The organism is Streptomyces sp. NPDC012827 (genome assembly GCF_042900905.1).
In the GTDB taxonomy this organism is placed as follows: domain Bacteria; phylum Actinomycetota; class Actinomycetes; order Streptomycetales; family Streptomycetaceae; genus Streptomyces; species Streptomyces gulbargensis.
Window position 1 is genome coordinate 22,922 of record NZ_JBIBBY010000002.1, and the last position, 17,697, is coordinate 40,618.

A 17,697-nucleotide genomic window follows, 5' to 3' on the forward strand; every position below is an offset into this window, starting at 1 on the left:
CGCTCCTTTCCTTCCTTCTCGCCTACCGGGTTAGCTGACGGGTTCGGAGCAGGAAGGTCTCCTACGGGCGGTTTCGCACGAGGTGCGAGGGGCCCGATTCACCCCAAGTGGTGGTTCCCCGGTTCCCTTTCGGGATTCGGCGCGTGCGCACGGTGTCGCCTCTTGCGACGACTGGGACGACCGCGCTGCGTTATCGAACGTTAATAGAGACGAGGGTCCTATTCCAAGCCGTTCCCGGTGATCGTTCATTGAATTGGCAGGGAATCGCCCGAGTTGACCCCCTCTCAAAACGGAAGCCCCGTCCACACTAAAACTGACGGTAAGTCAATTGTTATCACTGGGAGACCTCTCGGTCACGGGTGGTGACGGCGCCCACCGCCGGGCGCCACCACCGGCATCGTCCGGCGCCGCTCCGGCTGTCCGGTCGCCGGCCGGCTCACCGCGAGGAGCGCCATGTCGTCCGTCGCCCCGCCGCCCGTGTGCCGCCGTACGTCGTCCACGAGCGCGTCGAGGAGTTCCTCCGGCCCCGGGAAGATCCGCCCGGCCAGCCGCTCCGCCGGATCGTAGAAGACGCCCTGCGCGTTCCGCGCCTCCGAGAGCCCGTCGGTGTAGAGGAGGAGGGTGGCGCCCGGCGGGTAGGCCCGCTCGTCGGCCCGGTCCGGCCAGGCCGCCAGCTCGCCCATGCCGAGCGGCAGGGCCGCCTGGCCCGGCTCCAGCGTCTCCAGGCCGCCGTTCGCCCGCAGCAGCAGCGGGGGCGGATGTCCCCGGTTCACGATCCGTACGACCCCGGCGCCCGGCGGCACCTCCGCCAGGACCGCCGTCGTGAATCCCTCGAAGGCGTCGAGCCCGTGCCGCCGGGTGCCCTCCCGGGCCAGGGCCCGTTCGAGTCGCTGCGCCACCCCCTCCAGGGTCCGTTCCTGCTCGGCGGCCTCCCGGAACGCGCCGATCACCACGGCCACGGCCTCGACCGCGTCCAGGCCCTTCCCCCGTACGTCCCCGACGATCAGCCGCACCCCGTGCGGGGTGTCCTGGACGGCGAAGAGGTCGCCGCCGATGAACGCGTCCGCCTGCGCCGCCTCGTACCGCGCCGCGCAGTGGAGCCCGCCGATCCGTTCGGCCGGCGTCGGCAGCACCGCCTTCTGCGCCGTCTCCGCGATGACGCGCGCGGAGGCGAGCCGCTCCCCGCTGATCCGGACGACCCGGTTGATCAGCAGGCCGAGCGCCGAGACGGTCATGACGGTGAGGGCCTCGGTGAGGGACGGGACCTCGGTGAGGGTGTCGTTGTAGGCGTGCAGACCGAGGCAGGCGAGGACGGCGGCGATGCCCGTGAGCAGGGTCGTCAGGGTGGAGAAGAACGGCGCGGCGATGAGCGGGGCAGCCGAGAACATCGGCGCGGCCGTGAACTGGGGCGGCGTCGACAGGTCGAAGACGGCACCGCCCGCGATGACCAGCGGGGGCAGCGCCCGGAGGAAGCGGCGCGCACCGCGGTACGGGCGGCGGGGCTCGTCGTCCCGCCGCCCGTCACCCGTCGCTCCCAGAGGGTGCCCCACCTGTGCTCTCCTGCCCGGTCGATACCGGCCGCGGCCCGTACCGCGCCCTCCCAGGGTCCCCGCGCCCCCGCCGGGCGGCGACTCCCGGACGGCCGACCGGGGGACCCGGGCGATCAAGGAGCCCCGGGACGCCCAGGGCGTCGACCGGCCGGAAGGAGCCGGGCGATCAGGCGGGGCCGGGCTTCGACGACTCCGGCGGCGCGGACGACTCCGACGACGCGGGCGGCTCGGGCGATGCGGACTGCTCCGACGACGCGGACTGCTCGGGCCGCTCGGGCGGGGGCGCCGCGAGCCGGCCGCCGCGGGCCAGGAGTGCGACGGCCCCCGCGCACACCAGTCCCACCGCGCACAGGGCCAGCCACGGCACCGCCGACCAGCCCGTGACGTCGAGCAGGGCGCCGGTCCCCAGGTTCCCCAGGGTGATGCCGATCCCGCACACGGTGTTGTAGAGCCCGTAGTGGGTGGCCACCCAGCGCCCCCGGGACAGGGCGACGACCGTGTCCATCTCGTACGGGTAGAGCACCGCGTTCGCCACGGCCAGGACCGCCGCGCACAGCAGCAGCCCCGCCACTCCCCGCCCGAACGCCGCCGGGAGCAGGAAGGCGGCGCCCATCAGGGCGAGGCCCAGCACGAGACACCGCTCGCGCCGCAGCCGCGCCTTGCACCAGGCCGTGATGCGCAGCTGCCCGGCCAGCGCCACCAGCGCGGACACCACGAACAGGGCGGTGGTCAGGCCCGTACCCCCGGCCGCGAGCGGCAGGGCCAGATAGACCTGGAAGGACAGCACGTACGAGCCGGTCATGGCCAGCGAGAACAGCCAGAAGGTGCGGTGCGTGAGGACCGTGCGGAACTGGCCCCGGCCGCCGTCGCCGCCGGCCCGGTCCGCCTCCCGGCCCCGTACGGGCAGGTGCCGGAGCTGCACCAGGGTCAGCCCGGCGAAGAGGACGGCCGCCACCACGCACGTCAGCCGGAACGACACCCCGGTGAGCGCCACCCCGACCAGCGGCCCGAGCAGGATGCCCGCCTGGTAGTACGCGTGGAAGAGGGCGAAGGCCTCCACCCGCCGCGCCTCCCCCGCCTCTGCGGCGAGGAAGGCCCGTACCGCCGGGTTGAAGAGGGCGCCCGCGAGCCCCGTGGCGAGCGAGGCGGCGATCAGCACCGGCAGCGACTGGGCGAAGGCGAGCGCGCCGAAGCCGAGGGTCCGCAGGGCGCAGCCGGCCACGATCAGCGGCTTGAAGCCGAGCCGGTCGGCGAGCGCGCCGCCGACCAGGAACATGCCCTGCTGGGAGAGGTTGCGGGCGCCGAGGATCAGCCCCACCGCCCAGGCCGCCATGCCGAGCCCGTCCGCGAGGTGCGCGGCCAGGAAGGGCATGAGCATGTAGAAGCCGAGGTTGATGGTGAGCTGGTTGAGGAACAGCAGCCGGACGGCCGGTTCGAAGGTACGGCTCTGCTTCCAGATGCCGCCCTTGGGCGGCGCGGCGGTGGCGCTCAACGGGTCCGCCCCGTCCGTCCGGCCCGGTCGGCCCCGGAGGGACCGGGGAGACCGGGGAGACCGGGAAGGCCGGGGAGTCCGGACCGGCCGGCGGCACGGTCGGTGTCGCGCGGGCCCGGGCCCCGGTCCGTACCGCAGACACCGGGGGTCCGGGGGCCCAGGCCCGCCGGTGGGTGCGGCCGCGCGGCCCCGTGGGTCCGCCGCTCCGCCCGGTTCAGGACCCTGCGCGTCCAGCCGTCGACGCGCTCGGCGCTCACGTACGGCGCCGGCTCCTCGCGCACCGGGCCGTCGAGGAGGCCGTGCGCCGCGCAGAACTCGTCGTTGAAGACGGTGTCGAAGTACCGCTGCGGCCCGTCCGGGAAGACGGCCGCGATCCGGGTCCCGCGCGGCCGGGTCCGGGCGAGCCACCCCGCGACCAGCGCGACCGCGCCCACGCTCCAGCCGCCGGTCGCGAACTGGCGGGCGGCCAGGCGGCGGGCCGACCGCACCGCCTCCGCCGGGCCGACCCAGTGGACCTCGTCGAAGGCCGCGTGGTCCACGTTCGCCGGGTGGATGGAGGAGCCGAGGCCCCGCATGAGCCGCTCGCCGGCCGGAAGACCGAAGACGGTGGAGTTCACGGAGTCGACGCCGACCAGTTCCAGGGCGGGGCTGCTGGTGGCGCGCAGCGCGCGGGCGATGCCGGCCGAGTGGCCGCCGGTGCCGACCGCGCAGACCAGCACGTCGATCCGGTCGAGCTGGTCGGAGAGTTCGGCGGCGAGCCCGGTGTAGGCGCCGGGGTTGTCGGGGTTCCCGTACTGGTCGGGGCACCAGGCCCCGTCGAGGTCGGCGAGCAGTTCGGCGACCCGGTCCTTCCGCGCCTGCTGCCAGCCGCCGTGCGGACTGGGCTCGGGCACGACGTGGACGCGGGCCCCGTGGGCGACGAGCATCCGCTCGACGATCGGTTCGAGGCCGGGGTCGGTGACGACGTGCACGGGGTGGCCGTGGAGGACGCCCGCGAGGGCGAGCCCGAGGCCGAGGGTGCCGGAGGTCGACTCGACGATGGGCGCGCCGGGGCGCAGCTGCCCGCGCCGCCGGGCCTGTTCGACCATGTGGAGGGCGGCGCGGTCCTTGATGCCGCCGAAGTTGAAGCCTTCGAGCTTGGCCCAGTAGCCGTCGTCCGTCCACAGGACGGGCGTGTTGCCGACGGTCTGACCGGCGATGCCGGGCGGCGGCGGGTACAGGGGCAGGGTCATGGGGGGTACGTCCTTGGAGTGAGTACGCCGGAAGGAAGCCTTGCCGTGTCCGGGGCCGTACGCGTGGCGCCCGGGGCGACCCGAGGGGGCGCCCCAGTGGTCGTACGGCGACAGGGCTCAGTTCCGGTTCACTCCGAGGGCGATGAGCAGGTGCCCGGGCGCCGGCCCGGGGCCCGCCCGGTCCCGTACGCGGCGGGCGTGCGGGTCGGCGGGGAACAGCGCGTCGTGCGCGACGAGCGGCGCTCCGGCCGTGTCCGGGGCGGTGAGCTGGGGGCCGGCGGGTGTCTGCGCCGCCGGCAGATGGACGTCGTGCGGCAGACCGTCGTCGCCGCCCTCGTGACAGCCGTGCGTGGGCGTCCCGGGCACGGGGGACGCGGAGGGGGCGGGCGCCCCGGAGTGGACGGCGGCCACGAAGGGGGCGACGCCCCGGGCCTCGGGTCCGGCATCCGGGACGAGGAAGGGGTCGGGGGCCCGGTCGGCGGCCGCGGGGGCCGCGCCGTGGGCCGGAACCGGCGAGGGGAGGGCGGCCGGGAGCGCGTGGCCGTGGGCCCCGTGGCAGATCCCGGCGAAGAGGGCGAGCACCGTGAGCAGCAGCAGGAGGGCGGGCGCCCGCCGTCCTGCCTGTTCCCGCGTGATCGCCACGCGGTCCGTCACTCCGGTCCCGTCACTCATGGTGCGCGCGAGGCTACGGCGCGCGCTCGGTGGCGGGCAACGGGACGGGCCCTGTTTTGGCCAGCGTTTACTTCGGGACGGTCGCTACAGGTTGCGCTCGGCGAACACCTTCAGCGCGTCCCGCACCAGGATCGCCGTGCCCTCGCCGTGCCGGTCGTAGTTGGCCGTGAAACGCGGGTCGTCGACGTACAGCCGGCCGAGGCCGATCACGTACTCCTTGCTCGGCGCCGTCGTGGCCGACAGCCAGTCGCAGTGCCTCCGGGCGAGCGTCTGCACCTCCGTGGAATCCGCGGCGAGCCCGGCCCGCGCCGCCGCCGCGAAGCCGCGGGCGATGTCCTTCTGCTCGTCCATGAACGCCTTCTTCTCCGCGTCGCTCAGCGACCGCCACCAGCGGTCCCCCTGCTCGTACGCGTCCCGGCCCCAGCGTTCGGTGACCTCCGCCTCGTACCGGGTGTGGTCGAAGCCGTCGAAGACTTCCTCCGCCATCAGTTCCTCTCCTCTCTCGGTCTTGTGGAGAGTGGTCCGCACGGCCTCGATCTGCCGGCCGATGCGCTCCCGTTCCCGCTCCAGCAGGCGCAGGTGGGTACGGAGGGCGGCGGAGGTGTCCCGCTGCCCTTCGAGGACCTCGGCGATCGCGGGCAGCGACAGGCCCAGCTCCCTCAGGAGCAGGATGCGCTGCAGCCGCACGAGCGACGCCTGGTCGTAGTACCGGTAACCGTTCGCGCCGATCCGGCTCGGTTCCAGCAGCCCCAGCTCGCCGTAGTGGCGGAGCGTGCGGCTGGTGGTCCCGGCCTTCCTGGCGATCTCCTGGATCGACCACTCCATGACGCAGACGCTAGAACTTGACGTTGCGTAAAGGTCAAATGCCACTCGGAAGGTTCACCGGGGGAACGCCGAAGGCCCGGATCCGTTTCCGGATCCGGGCCTTCGGGCTACTGAGTAGCGGGGACAGGATTTGAACCTGCGACCTCTGGGTTATGAGCCCAGCGAGCTACCGAGCTGCTCCACCCCGCGTCGGTGAACACCACACTACGGCATGGAGGAGCGAACACGGAAATCGGTTTCCGTCAGCACCCGCAGTCGGCGGATTCCGCCGGTGCCGTGAGGGTGTCCGGGGCCTGCCGCGCGGGGCCCTCCCAGGTCTCGTACGGGAAGCCCTCCCGCGCCCAGTACTCGAAGCCCCCGAGCATCTCCTTCACCTGGAAGCCGAGCTGCGCGAGGGCCAGCGCGGCGCGCGTGGCACCGTTGCAGCCGGGGCCCCAGCAGTACGTGACGACGGGGACGGCCTTGTCGAGGAGCTGCTCGGCCTGCTCGGGGATGAGCGCGGTCGGCAGGTGGATCGCGCCGGGGATGTGGCCCTGGTCCCAGGAGGCGGTCGAGCGGGAGTCCAGGAGGACGAAGCCGGGGTCGCCGCCGTCGGCGAGCGCGGCGGCGACATCGGAGACGTCCGCGTGGAAGGCGAGGCTCGCGGAGAAGTGGGCGACCGCGGCGGCCGGGGAGGCCGGCGGGGTGCGGAGAACGGCATTGACCTGCGGCGTTGTCGTCGTCATGGTGATCAATCTACGGATGCTGAGCACGGGCTTGAAGGAGCGTTCCCCGGCGGTCGGCGGCCTCGGCCGGGGATTCCCGGGCGTTCGGCGCGGAGCGGCGTGGATCTCACGGAACGGACGCGGCGGAGGTTCGCGGGCCCTCCCGGGGCCGTGTCACATTCACGGGTTGCGATCCGTCATGACGCATGACGGGACACGGAGGGGGAGTCCGAGGGATGGATGAGCGCATGGGTACGGCAGTGGGTGGCCCGGGTGGGCGGCCCGGTCACGAAGACGCGGACGAGGAGGCGCTGGCCCTGCGGTTCGAGGCCGACCGGCGGCACCTGCGGGCCGTGGCGTACCGGATGCTGGGCTCGCTGAGCGAGGCCGAGGACGCCGTGCAGGAGACCTGGTTCAAGCTCAGCCGCAGCGATGTCAGCGGGATCACCAACCTCAGCGGCTGGCTCACGACGGTGGTCGGCCGCGTCTGCCTGGACATGCTGCGCTCGCGCGGCTCGCGCCGCGAGGACCCGCTGGAGTTCCACGTCCCCGACCCCGTGGTCCGGGCCGCCGACACCACCGACCCGGAGCGCGCGGCGGAACTCACCGAGTCCGTCGGCCTCGCGCTGCTGATCGTCCTGGAGACCCTGTCACCGGCGGAGCGGCTCGCGTTCGTGCTGCACGACATGTTCGCCGTCTCCTTCGACGAGATCGCGCGGATCGTGGACCGCAGCCCGGCCGCCACCCGCCAGCTCGCCAGCCGGGCCCGCCGCCGGGTGCAGGACGCCTCCCCCGGGCCGGGGCCGGACCCCCGGCGCCAGCGGGAGATCGCCGACGCCTTCCGGGCCGCCGCGAACGCCGGTGACTTCGAGGGCCTGCTCGCCGTCCTCGACCCGGACGTGGTGCTGCGGGCCGACAGCGGCAGCCTCGCGGCCTCCCGGCTGGTACGGGGCGCCGAGGCCGTCATGGCGCAGGCCGTCATGTACTCGAAGTTCCGCCACGCGGTCCTGCCGGTCGTCGTCAACGGCGCGCCCGGCTTCCTGTCGGTGGTCGACGGGCGGCCCGGCTCGATGCTGTCGTTCACCATCTCCGGAGACCGCGTCGTCGCCCTCCAGGTCCTCGCCGACCCGGCCCGCCTCGCGGCGCTCCCGTTCACGGAGGAGGACCTGGCGCGGGCGAGCTGAACGGGCGGGGCCGACCGGGTGGGGCTCGGGCCGGTCCCGTACGGCTCCGGCGGCGGCCGCGCGGGGGTCAGCGCGGGCCGGCGCCTCCCGCGCCCCGGGCCGCCGTCCAGGAGGCGACCGCCGTGAGGGAGGCGGCGGCGCTGGCGACGCCCAGGACGGCGCCGGCGGCGACGTCGCCGGGGTAGTGGACGCCCGTGTGGACACGGGAGTACGCCACCGCCGTCGCGAGCGCCCACAGCGGCGCCGCCGCCGGGGGCAGCGTGGCGCCCACGGCCGTGGCGAAGGCGACCGCCGAGGCGGTGTGCCCGGAGGGGAACGACGCGGAGTCGGGCATGGGCACGTGCCGGCCGGCCACCACCCGGGCCGCCTCGCGGTCGGGGCGGGGCCTGCGGACGAGACGCTTGCCCAGCAGGTTGGCCGACGCGGAGGCGACGGCGACGGCCCCCGCGCCCACGAGCGCGGCCCGGCGGGGCCGGCCGGGGGCGAGGGCGAGGAGCGCCGCGACCGAGAAGGAGATCTTGGAGTGGTCGGCGGCGGTGGAGAGCCGGCGCAGAGCCGCGTCGAGCGTCGGGGTGGAGGTGCCGGCCACCGCCGCGTACACGGCGCCGTCCACGGCCCGCAGGTCCTGCAGGACCGCCCGCGCGGTCCCGGCCCAGCCCCGGGCCTCCTTCCGCGGCCCCCCGCCGTGGCCGGGGCCGGGGGCCTGGCCGCCGTACCCGGAACCGGGGTCGGGATCCTGGCCGCCGTCACCGTGGCCGTGGGTCCTGGGGTCCGTCATGCGCCGCTCCTTGCCGAGGATGGGTTGCCGAGCGCGAGCCGGAGGATCCGCCGCCAGTCCAGGGGCGGCGGCGGGGGCGTGGTCCCCGGCCGGTCGCGCGGTACACGTACCCGCAGAGCGCGGGGACGCAGCACGCACACCACGGGTGTCGGGAGGTTCAGCGCCTCACCGTCCACGGCGACGGCGATGCTGCCGGCGCCGCTCCCGTTCCCGGTGCCGTCGGTGGTGCCGTTCCCGGTGACCTCGACCCGCCGGGCCGTCAGGACGTTCAGGGCCTCCGACTGGGTGCCCCGGACGGCGAGTTCGGCGGCCTGGACCGCGCCTTCCACCCGGATGCCGATGACCCCGAGCCGGCCGCCGTCGAGCCGTGGCCGCTGGGCGGCGCCCGGCGCGAACGGATCGGGGGCGGCGTAGGGGTTGTTGCTGACGAGCAGCGCCTGCTGCGCCGGAAGCCGCTTGCCGTCGGCCCGCGCGTCGAGCCGGGCGCCCGCCCCGCCCTGGAGGAGGTCGGGGAGCAGCTCGATGGCGGTGCCCGCCTTGGCGTCCCGGTAATCCGGGTGCTGGACGACGTCCGCGTACACGCCGAAGGAGACCGTGTTCACGAACGGCCGGCCGGAGACGGAGCCCAGGTCCACACGGAGTTCCTCGCCGTCGGTCAGGGCGTCCAGGCAGGTGGCGGGGTCCGTGCGGTCGAGCCCCAGGTCCAGGGCGAAGTGGTTGCGGGTGCCCGCCGAGATCACCAGGAACGGCAGGTCGTGCTCGGCCGCCACGGCGGCGACCAGCGCCTGCGTACCGTCGCCACCGGCCACGCCGAGCAGGTCGGCCCCTTCGGCGACGGCGCCGCGGGCCAGCGCCTCGACGTCGTTCTCCCGCTCCGGATCGATGAGGATCACGCGGGCGCCGAGCTTCTCCGCCCGCTCGACGAGCCCGAACCGGCCGACCTTCCCGCCGCCCGACTTCGGGTTCATGATGAGCACCGGCCGCAGGGGCCGCCGCGCGGGCACGCCCCGGACCGTCCTGGGCCCCTCGCCGGGCCGGCGCAGCGCGGACCGGGCGAAGCCGAGGGCCACGGCCCACAGGGCGAGCGAGACGAGGGCGATCACCCACACGCCGCCGAGGACGTACAGGGCGAGGACCGCGGCGGGCGACCCGACCGCCAGAACCGCCCCCAGCAGCCGCAGGAGGCCGCGGTGCGCGGCGAACCACCACAGCCCGACGGCCGCGGCGGCCAGCCCCGCCAGACCGCTCAGCAGTATCAGGAAACCCCCGCTGCCCAGCGCCGTCAGCAGCACCACCACGGCACCACCCGCGGCCGCCAGCGCGCACCGCGCCAGCCTCCGGGCCGTCCCCGCCGGATCACCGGGACCCCTCGCCGTCACCGTACTCACCCGCCCACCTCCACCCTCCAGCTTCGCCCCCGCACCCCGTGCGGAAGGGACCGCTCCCGGCCCTCACCCGCGGCCGGTCCGCGCGGCCCGGCGGGCGCGCGTGGAGCGCTTGGGCGTCACTCCCCGCCGGGACGCCACGTCCGGGCCTGCCGGACGGCGACACGGGAGGCCCAGACCCACAGGAACACACCGACCACGAATACCACGCCGATCGTCGCCGCGATCAGCTCACCGGTGACGGAGGACTCGCCGTGGACGCCGACCGGAGCGGCGAGCGCGGCGGCGACGGCGGTACCCGCGGTCGCGGCGACGGCGAGCGGGGCGAGCACCGACCAGGCCGCACTCGTCCGGAAGACGCGCAGCCCTCCGGTGAGGACGGACAGAGGGGCGAGGGCGCGGCCCTGGCGCAGGAACTCCGCCAGGGCGGCGAGACCCGTGGTGAGGGCGAGCACCGCGATGCCGGCCATGCCGAACAGGGCGCTCCAGCGGCCCTGGTCACGGTTGGGGGCGCCCGCGGTGAGCTGGTCCTCGCCCGGTGCCCGGACGACCGCGCCGCGCGGGAACACCTCGTGCGACCACCGCTTGACGGCGGGTACGGAGAGGGGCTTCCCGTCGGGCCGCAGAACGGCGAGGGTCGCACCGCCGTCGTCGGACGCGGCGCGTTCCGCCAGTGCCCGGGCGTCGGTCCTGCGGAGGACGAGCGCCGTGTCGGGGCGGGGGGTCCACCGGAGCAGCTCGCGCAGCTTCACGTCCGCCGGGGGGCCGTCGACGCGCGTCTCGCGGACGGGGCAGGGCAGGCGCAGGGCGGTCAGGGCAGCGCAGTCGCCGTGCAGGGTCGAAGCGGTGCCCCGGTCGCCGGGCGGTGTCAGCAGGACGGCTCGCGTGCCGGGCACGCCGGCGAGGAAAGCCGCCACGGCGGAGGCGGATGCCTCGCCGCGGATGCCGACGGTGACCAGACTCCGGCCGACACGGTCGAGGCTCCGCCTCGCCTCGGCGGTCTGTGTGCCGAACAGCCCCTGCCACGCGACGGCCTGCATGAAGACGATGAGCGCGATCGAGACGCCGGTGACGAGGCGGGCGGTCCCCCCGGGGTGGGTGGCCGTACAACGGCCCGCCACGAGCGTTCCGGGCAGACCGGACGCCCGTCCCCGGCGGGCCAGCAGATGCCCCGCCCGCGCGGTGACGGTCGCGAGGGCGGCCGGGAGGGTCAGAACCGTGAGGGCGATGCCCGTCCAGCTGGTGAGCGTGCGCAGCGCGGTGTCCGGTGCGAACAGGTCGGGGCCCCGCACCGCCAGGACGACCGCGAGGGGACACACCACGGCCAGCCGCGGCAGCCACCTGCCCCGTGCGGTGGCGCGCGGCCGGGTTCCGGACGCGTTCCGGCCCGGGAGGAGGTCGGCGGCCACCACCGCCGCCTGCACGAGCAGGAAGGCTGCGGCCGGCACGAGCACCGCGGCCCAGCCGTACGGGCGCAGGTGCGAGGAGGAGAGGACGTAGTCGGTGTACGGGATGCGGATGTCGCGCAGGCCGGCCGCGGTGACCAGCGCGGCCCCGACGGCCGCGCCCAGGGCGGCCGGTGCCGCGGCCTCACCGAGGGCGATCAGCGCGCGGTCCCGCCGCCGCCCGCCGAGCGCCGCGACCAGCGCGCTCCTGCGGTCACGGGCGTGCGCACCGGTGCGCGCGGCCACGACCAGGAGAGCGACGGCCGGCAGCACGAGCATGCCGGTCACCGCCGCCTGGAACATCCACTCGGGCTTGTCGTCCAGCCGGCCCGAGCCCGGCTCCAGGGCGTGCCGGACCGGTCCGGCCGCCGGGCCGAATCCCGTCACGACGTCGGCGGGCCGCTCGGCGCTCAGGCCGTCGCGCGGCCGGACGTAGGCGAGCCATTCGGACGGCTCGTCCAGTCCTTCCTCGCCGATCGTTCCGGCCAGGGGGCCGTAGCGGTGGTCGATGTCCTCGGTGGCACCTGCCCGGCGCAGGGCCGGCGACAGGACCGCCTGGCCCGGGTCCGGCCAGCGGGCGAGCCCGGGAGGCAGCGGTGCGTCGCCCTGATGAGGAGCCAGGTACACGACGCTGAAACGGCGTTCCCCTTCCAGCGAGTCGGACCCCACCAGCCACGTCGTCGCGCCGGTGGCGCCGCCCGGAGACCCCTCGGGCGCCACGGGCGTCCGGGCCGTCCGGCGCTCCTCCTTGCCCGCGTACACGGCGTGTACGGCCACGAGACTGCCCAGGCCGAGGGTGAGGACCAGCGCCGCGAGCAGCAGCGCCACGACACGTACGCTTCCCGCCTCGGCACGGCGGCCGGCCACCCGCCCGATGGAGAGAAGCCGGCCCGCGAGGCTCCCGGTCCCGCCGACCGGCGTCACGCGGACGCCCCGGTGGCCAGCGGCTTCAGAACGCCCGCGTCGAGCCGCAGGGCGCGGTCGGCCCGCCCGGCGATGCCCGCGTCGTGGGTCACCACGAGCAGCCCGCACGCGTGGCGGCGGGGCAGGCCGAACAGCACCTCGGCCGTACGGTCGCGCGACTCCGTGTCCAGCGCGCCGGTCGGCTCGTCGGCGAGCAGCAGCGCGGGTTCGTTGATCAGGGCGCGGGCGACCGCGGTCCGCTGCCGCTCACCACCGGACAGCTCCTCGCTCGTCACCGCCGACGGCACGCCGAGTTCGTCGAGGAGCGTGCGCGCCCGTTCCCGGGCGCCGTGACGTTCGGTACGGGCCAGCAGCGCCGCGAGAAGCACGTTGTCCAAGGGGCTCAGCTCCGGCAGGAGTTCACCGAACTGGAACACCATGCCGACCGACCGGGCCCGCAGCGCGGCCAGCCGCCCGGGCCGCAACCCCACGACCTCGGTGCCCGTCACCTTGACCGATCCGGCGTCCGGTGCGATCAGGCCCAGCACGCAGGACAGCAGCGTGCTCTTGCCCGACCCGCTCGGCCCGGTCACCGCGACCGACTCCCCGGCCCGCAGGCTCAGCGAAAGCCCCGAGAACAACTCGCGCGCGCCCAGGGAGTGCGTCAGTCCCACGATCTCCAGAACGGGTTTCCCGATGTCCGTGCCGTCTGCCCCGCCCACGTGCTGTCCTCACTGTCTCGCCAGGTGAATGAGAAGGCGCGGTGGAGCGGCCTGGACCGCTCCACCGCCGGGATGCTCAGCGCCCGTCGCCGGGGCGGTCGTCGGGCCCGCACCGGTCCGGGTTGAGCTGGACGTTCAGACAGGCAGTCACCTTGCTCACGTAGTTGGTGGTGTCCATGCCGCTGAACTTCGTGGAGCCATTGCCGTCGTGGTTGTCGAGCCGCAGCCCCGTGTTGTTCTTGCGGTCGTACAGCGTGTAGACAGCCATGCTGTCCCCCGCTGTGTCAGCTATCGCCACCTGGCCGTTCGTACCATGACTGTATGCGTACGCGGAATTCTCGTACCTTGAATCCAGATTTTCCCCGGCGCCGGCGAACGCTTGACCGGCGCCCATCAGTGCTGTCACGGCTGCGGCTGCGACCATGGCCCTGACTGTAATTCCGAAGGACATGTCCCTCCCCTTTCAGTCACATACAAGGACGTGCTGCATCATGACGCGTCTCCCTCACTCGCCATTGCAGCCACCTCAGCCTCACACGACTCAAAGAATGCCTCAAGCACCTTTCTCTTTTTAGCCACCACCGAACACTCGCCATCTGACCGAAGCACGCTGACGCGTTTCGATGCACCTCGACAGCCACCTTGTCCTGCACGGAAGCCACCGGGGTGACAGCGAACGGGAAGGCAGACTCACCCCAGCCGCTTGACCTCCGCCTTCCCCTGAGGTTTCACAATCAACTTATCGAGACGATCTGCCACTCCTCAAGCGCGCATCCCGGCCAGGACGAACAGTGCACTTGAGCCAATCACTCGATCACTCGGACTCAAAATCAATGAAACATCCGCCTCCCACGGCTGGAAATCGCCGCGCCCTGCCTTTCGGCCTGTCACTGCGAGGTGGATTCTCCCGACCAATTGGTGAATGACTGGTTAATGGAACGAAAAATTCGGTGCCCGTTCGAGGCCGATTCTGATCCCATCCGTGCCGACACCGATTCGCGACCGGTTCGCGTGACCGTACGCTGCGACAGCGGTCATGTCGGCCGGCCCCCACAATGGACGGCCACTCATGGGAGCTGTGCCCACGCTGCACGCCCCTCACCGCCGATGGCCGAGGCGTGCCGGCTGATGCCCGCCCCGTCCAGATCGGAACCTACTCTCGGGACGGCTACGCGAGGTGGGAGTGCCGGTGACCGTGCGAACGGCGATGAGCGGGAACCGCAGCACAGTTCAACTTTCACGTCACCGGCTCCGGGGGCGGTCCCGGCCGCAGCGACCGGCTCGAACCGGGCTGCTCCACCGCGCGCGGTCCATGCGCCGTCACGTGCCTCGGGGCGCCACACCGCTCCATGTGAGGAACCTCAGCCCTCGCAGGAGCCGCCGCCTCCGCGGGGCGGCCACGCGGAACGACGGAGCGCCCCGCCCGGTCGACACCGGGCGGGGCGCTCCGTAGCAGGTCGGAGGGTCTCCCCTCCCCCGCTCTCGGTAGGCCGTGTGGGACTCGAACCCACAACCAATGGATTAAAAGTCCACTGCTCTGCCAATTGAGCTAACGGCCCGTGGACAAGCACGCCCATGCAGCATAGCCCGAGAGGTACGCGGAACAGATCGAGTATCCGACACACCCCGCCCCGCGCCGCGCCGCAGGGGTGCGGGGCGGGGCGGGGCGGGTGGTGGGGCGGGGGTCAGAAGAGGCCCTTGAAGCCGTTCCAGCCGCCGGTGCCGATGAGGACGCGGCCGCCGAAGGCGCCGGAGCCGGTGCCTTCGTAGCTGTAGAGGCGGCCGGCGGTGTCGCGGGCCACGAGGTCGGTGACGCCGTCGCCGGAGAGGTCGCCGAGGCCGACCAGGGACGAGTAGCCGTTCCAGCCGCCGCCGAGCTTCACGCGCGGGGAGAGGCCGCCGGTCGCCGTGCCGTAGTAGCGCCAGAGGACGCCCGCCGTGTCGATGCCGAGCAGGTCGTCGCGGCCGTCGCGGTTGAGGTCTCCGGCGCCGATCAGCTTGGTGTAGAGCTTCCAGCCGGTACCGATCCGTACGCGCGGCTTCAGCCGGTGGTCCGCGGTGCCCCCGTACAAGTAGAGGTCGCCGTTGGAGGCCTGGCGGGCGATCAGGTCGGTGAAGCCGTCGCCGTCGAGGTCGCCGGGCGAGGTCAGAACGTCGAAGCCGCCCCAGCCGGAGCCGAGCGGGGTGTACGGGGAGGAGGCGGAGACGACCTGGCCGCAGCCCGGGCGGTAGGACCGCAGCTGGTCCCCGACGCGGGCGAGGACGTCGGCGCAGCCGTCGGCGTTCACGTCGCCGAACGGCACGAGGACCGAGGTGGTGGGGAACTTCGCGCCCGTACCGGCGATGCGGGACGACAGGCCGCCGTACGCGTTGCCCCGGTACATCGAGACGAGTCCGGCCGTGTCCATCACCAGCAGGTCGCCCTGCCGGTCGTTTCCGGCCAGATCCCGCCGGCCGGGGGTGCCGCCGGTGACGGTGATGCCGCCGGAGAGGGCGAGGTCCCGGCCCTGCCCGTCGGCGGTGTTGGCGGTCAGGTCCCAGACGTACGGCCCGTTCGGAGCGGCCTTGCCCGCCGCCGTGCGTCCGTCCCAGGCGATGCCGAGCCGGCCCCGGGTCTCTCCGCCGCCGTAGCTGCGGACGACCGTCCCGGTGTGCGGGTCGCGGATGTTCAGGCGCCACGTCGAGGCGGGCTTGGACAGCGTCCAGGACGCTTTCCAGCCGTCCTTCGACCGCGCGGAGGCGGGGGCGCTCGCCGAGGCGGCGGTGAGGTCGGAGGCCGGCACGCCGGTCCACACGGCGTGGACGCGCTGGTCCGCCCCGCGGTACGCGACGGCCCCGCCGAACCGGTCGACGGTCCACGTCTCCCGGCGCGGGCCGGAGACCGGCTCGGCGTCGACGAGCGTCCGCGTCCGGGCCGTACCGGTGTGGAAGTCGGTGACCCGGAGGTACGAGGCGGCGTCCCGGGACACGTAGAAGCCGTCCCCGAGGAGCCCGCCGCCGGCCACACCCTGTCCGAGCGCGAGCCGCGCACCGGTCCGCAGGTCGTGGACGCCGTGGGCACCGGTCTGTCCGCAGGCCCAGTAGAGCCAGCGGCCCGCCGAGACCTGGAACTCGGTCGCCGGGCAGCCGGCCCCCGTCGAGAACGTCCCGGTCGCCCTGCCCGTCGTCAGGTCGGTCCGGGCCACCTCGCCGTTGACGGCCGTACCCGTGAAGAGGGTGTCGCCCCAGACGGCCGCCGCCGTCCGCGGCTGCTTGCGGACGACGGGCGAGGTGCCGGCCGGTGCGTCCAGGTTCAGGACGAGCGTCTGGCCGCTGCCGCCCTGGAAGACCGCCCACCGGCCGAAGACGTCGGCGAGCTGCCCGTGGTTCTCGCCGGTGAGCGCCCGCGTCACCCGGCCGGAAGCGGTCCGGGCGACGACCTCCAGGGGCTTGAAGTCCTCGTGCGCGAGGTGGACGGTGCGGCCGTCGCCACTGTCGAAGAGCGGGTTGTTCCGCTCCAGGCGCTTCTGCTCCGCGCCCAGCGGGGCCGGCTTCGACTGCCCGGTGTGGAGGGGACCGACCGGCAGCGTCCGCTCGAAGAAGCCGGAGCCCCGCGAGCCGCCCCACTCCAGCGAGGAGAGGCGGCCGGCGCCGAGCGCGATCGACTCGACCGTGGCGGCGACCGGCTCGACGGGGGCGGCGAGCTTCTCCAGGAGCGGCGTGCCGTCCTTGCCCGGCACCACCTTCTGGAGGGCCCAGTCCGTCGGACCGGTGCCGCCGACGACGGCCGCGGCGGCCGTGTCCTGGCCGGTGACCTGGTTGAGTTCGGCCTGGGCCTTCTCCAGGAGGGTCAGCGTCCGGCCGTCCGGGTGGACGGCGACGAGCTTCCGCCGCAGGACCGGGTCCGCGCCCCCGGGCTTCGTGAGGGCGAGGACCCAGTCGCCGACGAGGCCGATCCGGCCCGTGGCGTCCAGGTCGGCGGGGAGGGTGAAGGTCTGCTCGGCGGCGGCGGTCGGAAGGGCGCGGTCCCGTACGTGCACGGTCCGCGACCGGTCCACCCAGGCGATCCGGTCGGGGCCGAGGACCACCGGGCCGGTGGAGTCACTGCTGTACGCCGTGGCGGCGTCCTCGATCGCGGTCACGCGACCGGTGGCGAGCTCGACGAGGCCGAGCCCGGTGAAGTCGTAGGCGCTTCCCTGGCGCGCGTAACGGATCACCGCGACGGTGTCGTCGCCCGCCACGAGCTGCGCCGTGCTCAGGTCGGCGTCGGCGGGCCAGCCCGTGACCGGCGTCTGGGGGCCGGTGAGGTCGGCGGCCTGCACCAGGAAGAAGCCGGTGTTCCGCTGGAAGAGCAGGGAGCCGCCGAGGAGTCCCACGTAACTCGCGTCGGACGGCGGGGTGAACGGCTGCTGGGCGCCGGTCGCCAGGTCGCGGACGGCGTGCTCACCGGGGGCGGGCTCGACGTACACGTAGCGGCCGCCGATCCCGGCCTCGGCGAAGCGCAGGTGGGCCTCGTAGCCCAGCGGGACGCTCGTGCCGGTCGCGAAGTCCGTCCACACGAGCCGGTCGCCGTTGAGACGGTCGCCGTCCTCCGTGGCGTGGGCGTAGCCGCCCGCGGAGACGGCGGTGACGATCTCGCCGCGTGGCACGGCCCGCCAGTCGGGGTCGATGTCCAGCTGGTCGATGCCCACGATCGGCGAGGCGCTCACGGACGGCGCGGCGCCGATCCCCGAGGCCAGCAGCGCGGCGGCGAGGACGGCGATGCGCGCGCGGGGTCGCCGCGCGCGGGGGTGACGAGTCAAAGAGGGGTCCCTCCCCGGGAAACC

At 74.2% G+C, this 17,697-nt stretch carries 13 protein-coding genes, 2 tRNA genes and 1 riboswitch; of the genes, 1 reads left to right on the forward strand and 14 read right to left on the reverse strand.

Annotation, left to right across the window (positions count from 1 at the left end; all coding sequences use genetic code 11):
- Positions 1-4: 4 nt before the first annotated feature.
- A riboswitch (cyclic di-AMP (ydaO/yuaA leader) is annotated at positions 5-152 on the reverse strand.
- 201 nt (positions 153-353) lie between these two features.
- The 7 genes from ACFY60_RS03470 to ACFY60_RS03500 all read right to left on the reverse strand — a co-directional run bounded on the left by ACFY60_RS03470 (position 354) and on the right by ACFY60_RS03500 (position 6,496).
- The gene (locus ACFY60_RS03470; RefSeq protein ID WP_388610171.1) at positions 354-1,550 is read right to left on the reverse strand and encodes a PP2C family protein-serine/threonine phosphatase; all 1,197 of its coding nucleotides are present in this window, start codon (positions 1,548-1,550) and stop codon (positions 354-356) included.
- A 166-nt stretch (positions 1,551-1,716) separates the two neighbouring features.
- On the reverse strand, positions 1,717-3,042 hold the full coding sequence (locus ACFY60_RS03475; RefSeq protein WP_388610169.1) for an MFS transporter: 1,326 nt from the start codon (positions 3,040-3,042) through the stop codon (positions 1,717-1,719).
- Positions 3,039-4,274 carry a PLP-dependent cysteine synthase family protein gene (locus tag ACFY60_RS03480; RefSeq protein ID WP_388610167.1) on the reverse strand — a complete coding sequence of 412 codons (1,236 nt, stop codon included), beginning with the start codon at positions 4,272-4,274 and terminating at the stop codon, positions 3,039-3,041. Before ACFY60_RS03480 ends, ACFY60_RS03475 begins: the two co-directional genes overlap by 4 nt.
- A 117-nt stretch (positions 4,275-4,391) precedes the next feature.
- A complete protein-coding gene (locus ACFY60_RS03485) occupies positions 4,392-4,946 on the reverse strand; it encodes a hypothetical protein (protein ID WP_388610165.1) in 555 nt (184 codons plus the stop codon).
- 84 nt (positions 4,947-5,030) lie between these two features.
- Complete coding sequence (locus ACFY60_RS03490; protein ID WP_388610164.1) at positions 5,031-5,771, reverse strand: MerR family transcriptional regulator; 741 nt, start codon at positions 5,769-5,771, stop codon at positions 5,031-5,033.
- A 115-nt stretch (positions 5,772-5,886) separates the two neighbouring features.
- Positions 5,887-5,960, reverse strand: a tRNA-Met gene (locus tag ACFY60_RS03495).
- 53 nt (positions 5,961-6,013) lie between these two features.
- Entirely contained in the window at positions 6,014-6,496 is a 483-nt protein-coding gene (locus ACFY60_RS03500) for a rhodanese-like domain-containing protein (RefSeq protein ID WP_388610162.1), read from the reverse strand.
- A 227-nt stretch (positions 6,497-6,723) separates the two neighbouring features.
- Here ACFY60_RS03500 and ACFY60_RS03505 point away from each other — a divergent pair, with 227 nt between their 5' ends.
- Positions 6,724-7,659: a sigma-70 family RNA polymerase sigma factor gene (locus ACFY60_RS03505; protein WP_388610161.1), complete on the forward strand. Its 936-nt coding sequence runs from the start codon at positions 6,724-6,726 to the stop codon at positions 7,657-7,659.
- Between the two features lie 67 nt (positions 7,660-7,726).
- On the opposite strand, the gene ACFY60_RS03510 is transcribed toward ACFY60_RS03505, so the two are convergent.
- The 7 genes from ACFY60_RS03510 to ACFY60_RS03540 form a co-directional block, all read right to left on the reverse strand.
- The gene (locus tag ACFY60_RS03510; protein ID WP_388610159.1) at positions 7,727-8,437 is read right to left on the reverse strand and encodes a phosphatase PAP2 family protein; all 711 of its coding nucleotides are present in this window, start codon (positions 8,435-8,437) and stop codon (positions 7,727-7,729) included.
- Positions 8,434-9,825 (reverse strand): diacylglycerol/lipid kinase family protein, encoded by a 1,392-nt coding sequence (locus tag ACFY60_RS03515; RefSeq protein WP_388610157.1) that lies wholly within the window; start codon positions 9,823-9,825, stop codon positions 8,434-8,436. The genes ACFY60_RS03510 and ACFY60_RS03515 overlap by 4 nt, the downstream gene beginning before the upstream one ends.
- 116 nt (positions 9,826-9,941) lie before the next feature.
- Positions 9,942-12,095, reverse strand: coding sequence for an ABC transporter permease (locus ACFY60_RS03520; RefSeq protein WP_388610155.1), 2,154 nt, complete (start codon positions 12,093-12,095; stop codon positions 9,942-9,944).
- 92 nt (positions 12,096-12,187) lie between these two features.
- Complete coding sequence (locus tag ACFY60_RS03525) at positions 12,188-12,892, reverse strand: ABC transporter ATP-binding protein (RefSeq protein WP_388610153.1); 705 nt, start codon at positions 12,890-12,892, stop codon at positions 12,188-12,190.
- 76 nt (positions 12,893-12,968) lie between these two features.
- Positions 12,969-13,160: a hypothetical protein gene (locus tag ACFY60_RS03530; protein ID WP_388610151.1), complete on the reverse strand. Its 192-nt coding sequence runs from the start codon at positions 13,158-13,160 to the stop codon at positions 12,969-12,971.
- 1,218 nt (positions 13,161-14,378) lie between these two features.
- Positions 14,379-14,451: transfer RNA gene (locus ACFY60_RS03535), tRNA-Lys, on the reverse strand.
- 126 nt (positions 14,452-14,577) lie between these two features.
- Positions 14,578-17,673, reverse strand: coding sequence for an FG-GAP-like repeat-containing protein (locus ACFY60_RS03540; protein ID WP_388610150.1), 3,096 nt, complete (start codon positions 17,671-17,673; stop codon positions 14,578-14,580).
- Between the last annotated feature and the right edge of the window lie 24 nt (positions 17,674-17,697).

Bases quoted from the DNA above. Each gene is read 5' to 3' on its own strand.
- ACFY60_RS03480 (WP_388610167.1), bottom strand. From the start codon at position 4,274: ATGACCCTGCCCCTGTACCCGCCGCCGCCCGGCATCGCCGGTCAGACC.
- ACFY60_RS03485 (WP_388610165.1), bottom strand. From the start codon at position 4,946: ATGAGTGACGGGACCGGAGTGACGGACCGCGTGGCGATCACGCGGGAA.
- ACFY60_RS03490 (WP_388610164.1), bottom strand. From the start codon at position 5,771: ATGGAGTGGTCGATCCAGGAGATCGCCAGGAAGGCCGGGACCACCAGC.
- ACFY60_RS03500 (WP_388610162.1), bottom strand. From the start codon at position 6,496: ATGACGACGACAACGCCGCAGGTCAATGCCGTTCTCCGCACCCCGCCG.
- ACFY60_RS03505 (WP_388610161.1), top strand. From the start codon at position 6,724: ATGGGTACGGCAGTGGGTGGCCCGGGTGGGCGGCCCGGTCACGAAGAC.
- ACFY60_RS03510 (WP_388610159.1), bottom strand. From the start codon at position 8,437: ATGACGGACCCCAGGACCCACGGCCACGGTGACGGCGGCCAGGATCCC.
- ACFY60_RS03530 (WP_388610151.1), bottom strand. From the start codon at position 13,160: ATGGCTGTCTACACGCTGTACGACCGCAAGAACAACACGGGGCTGCGG.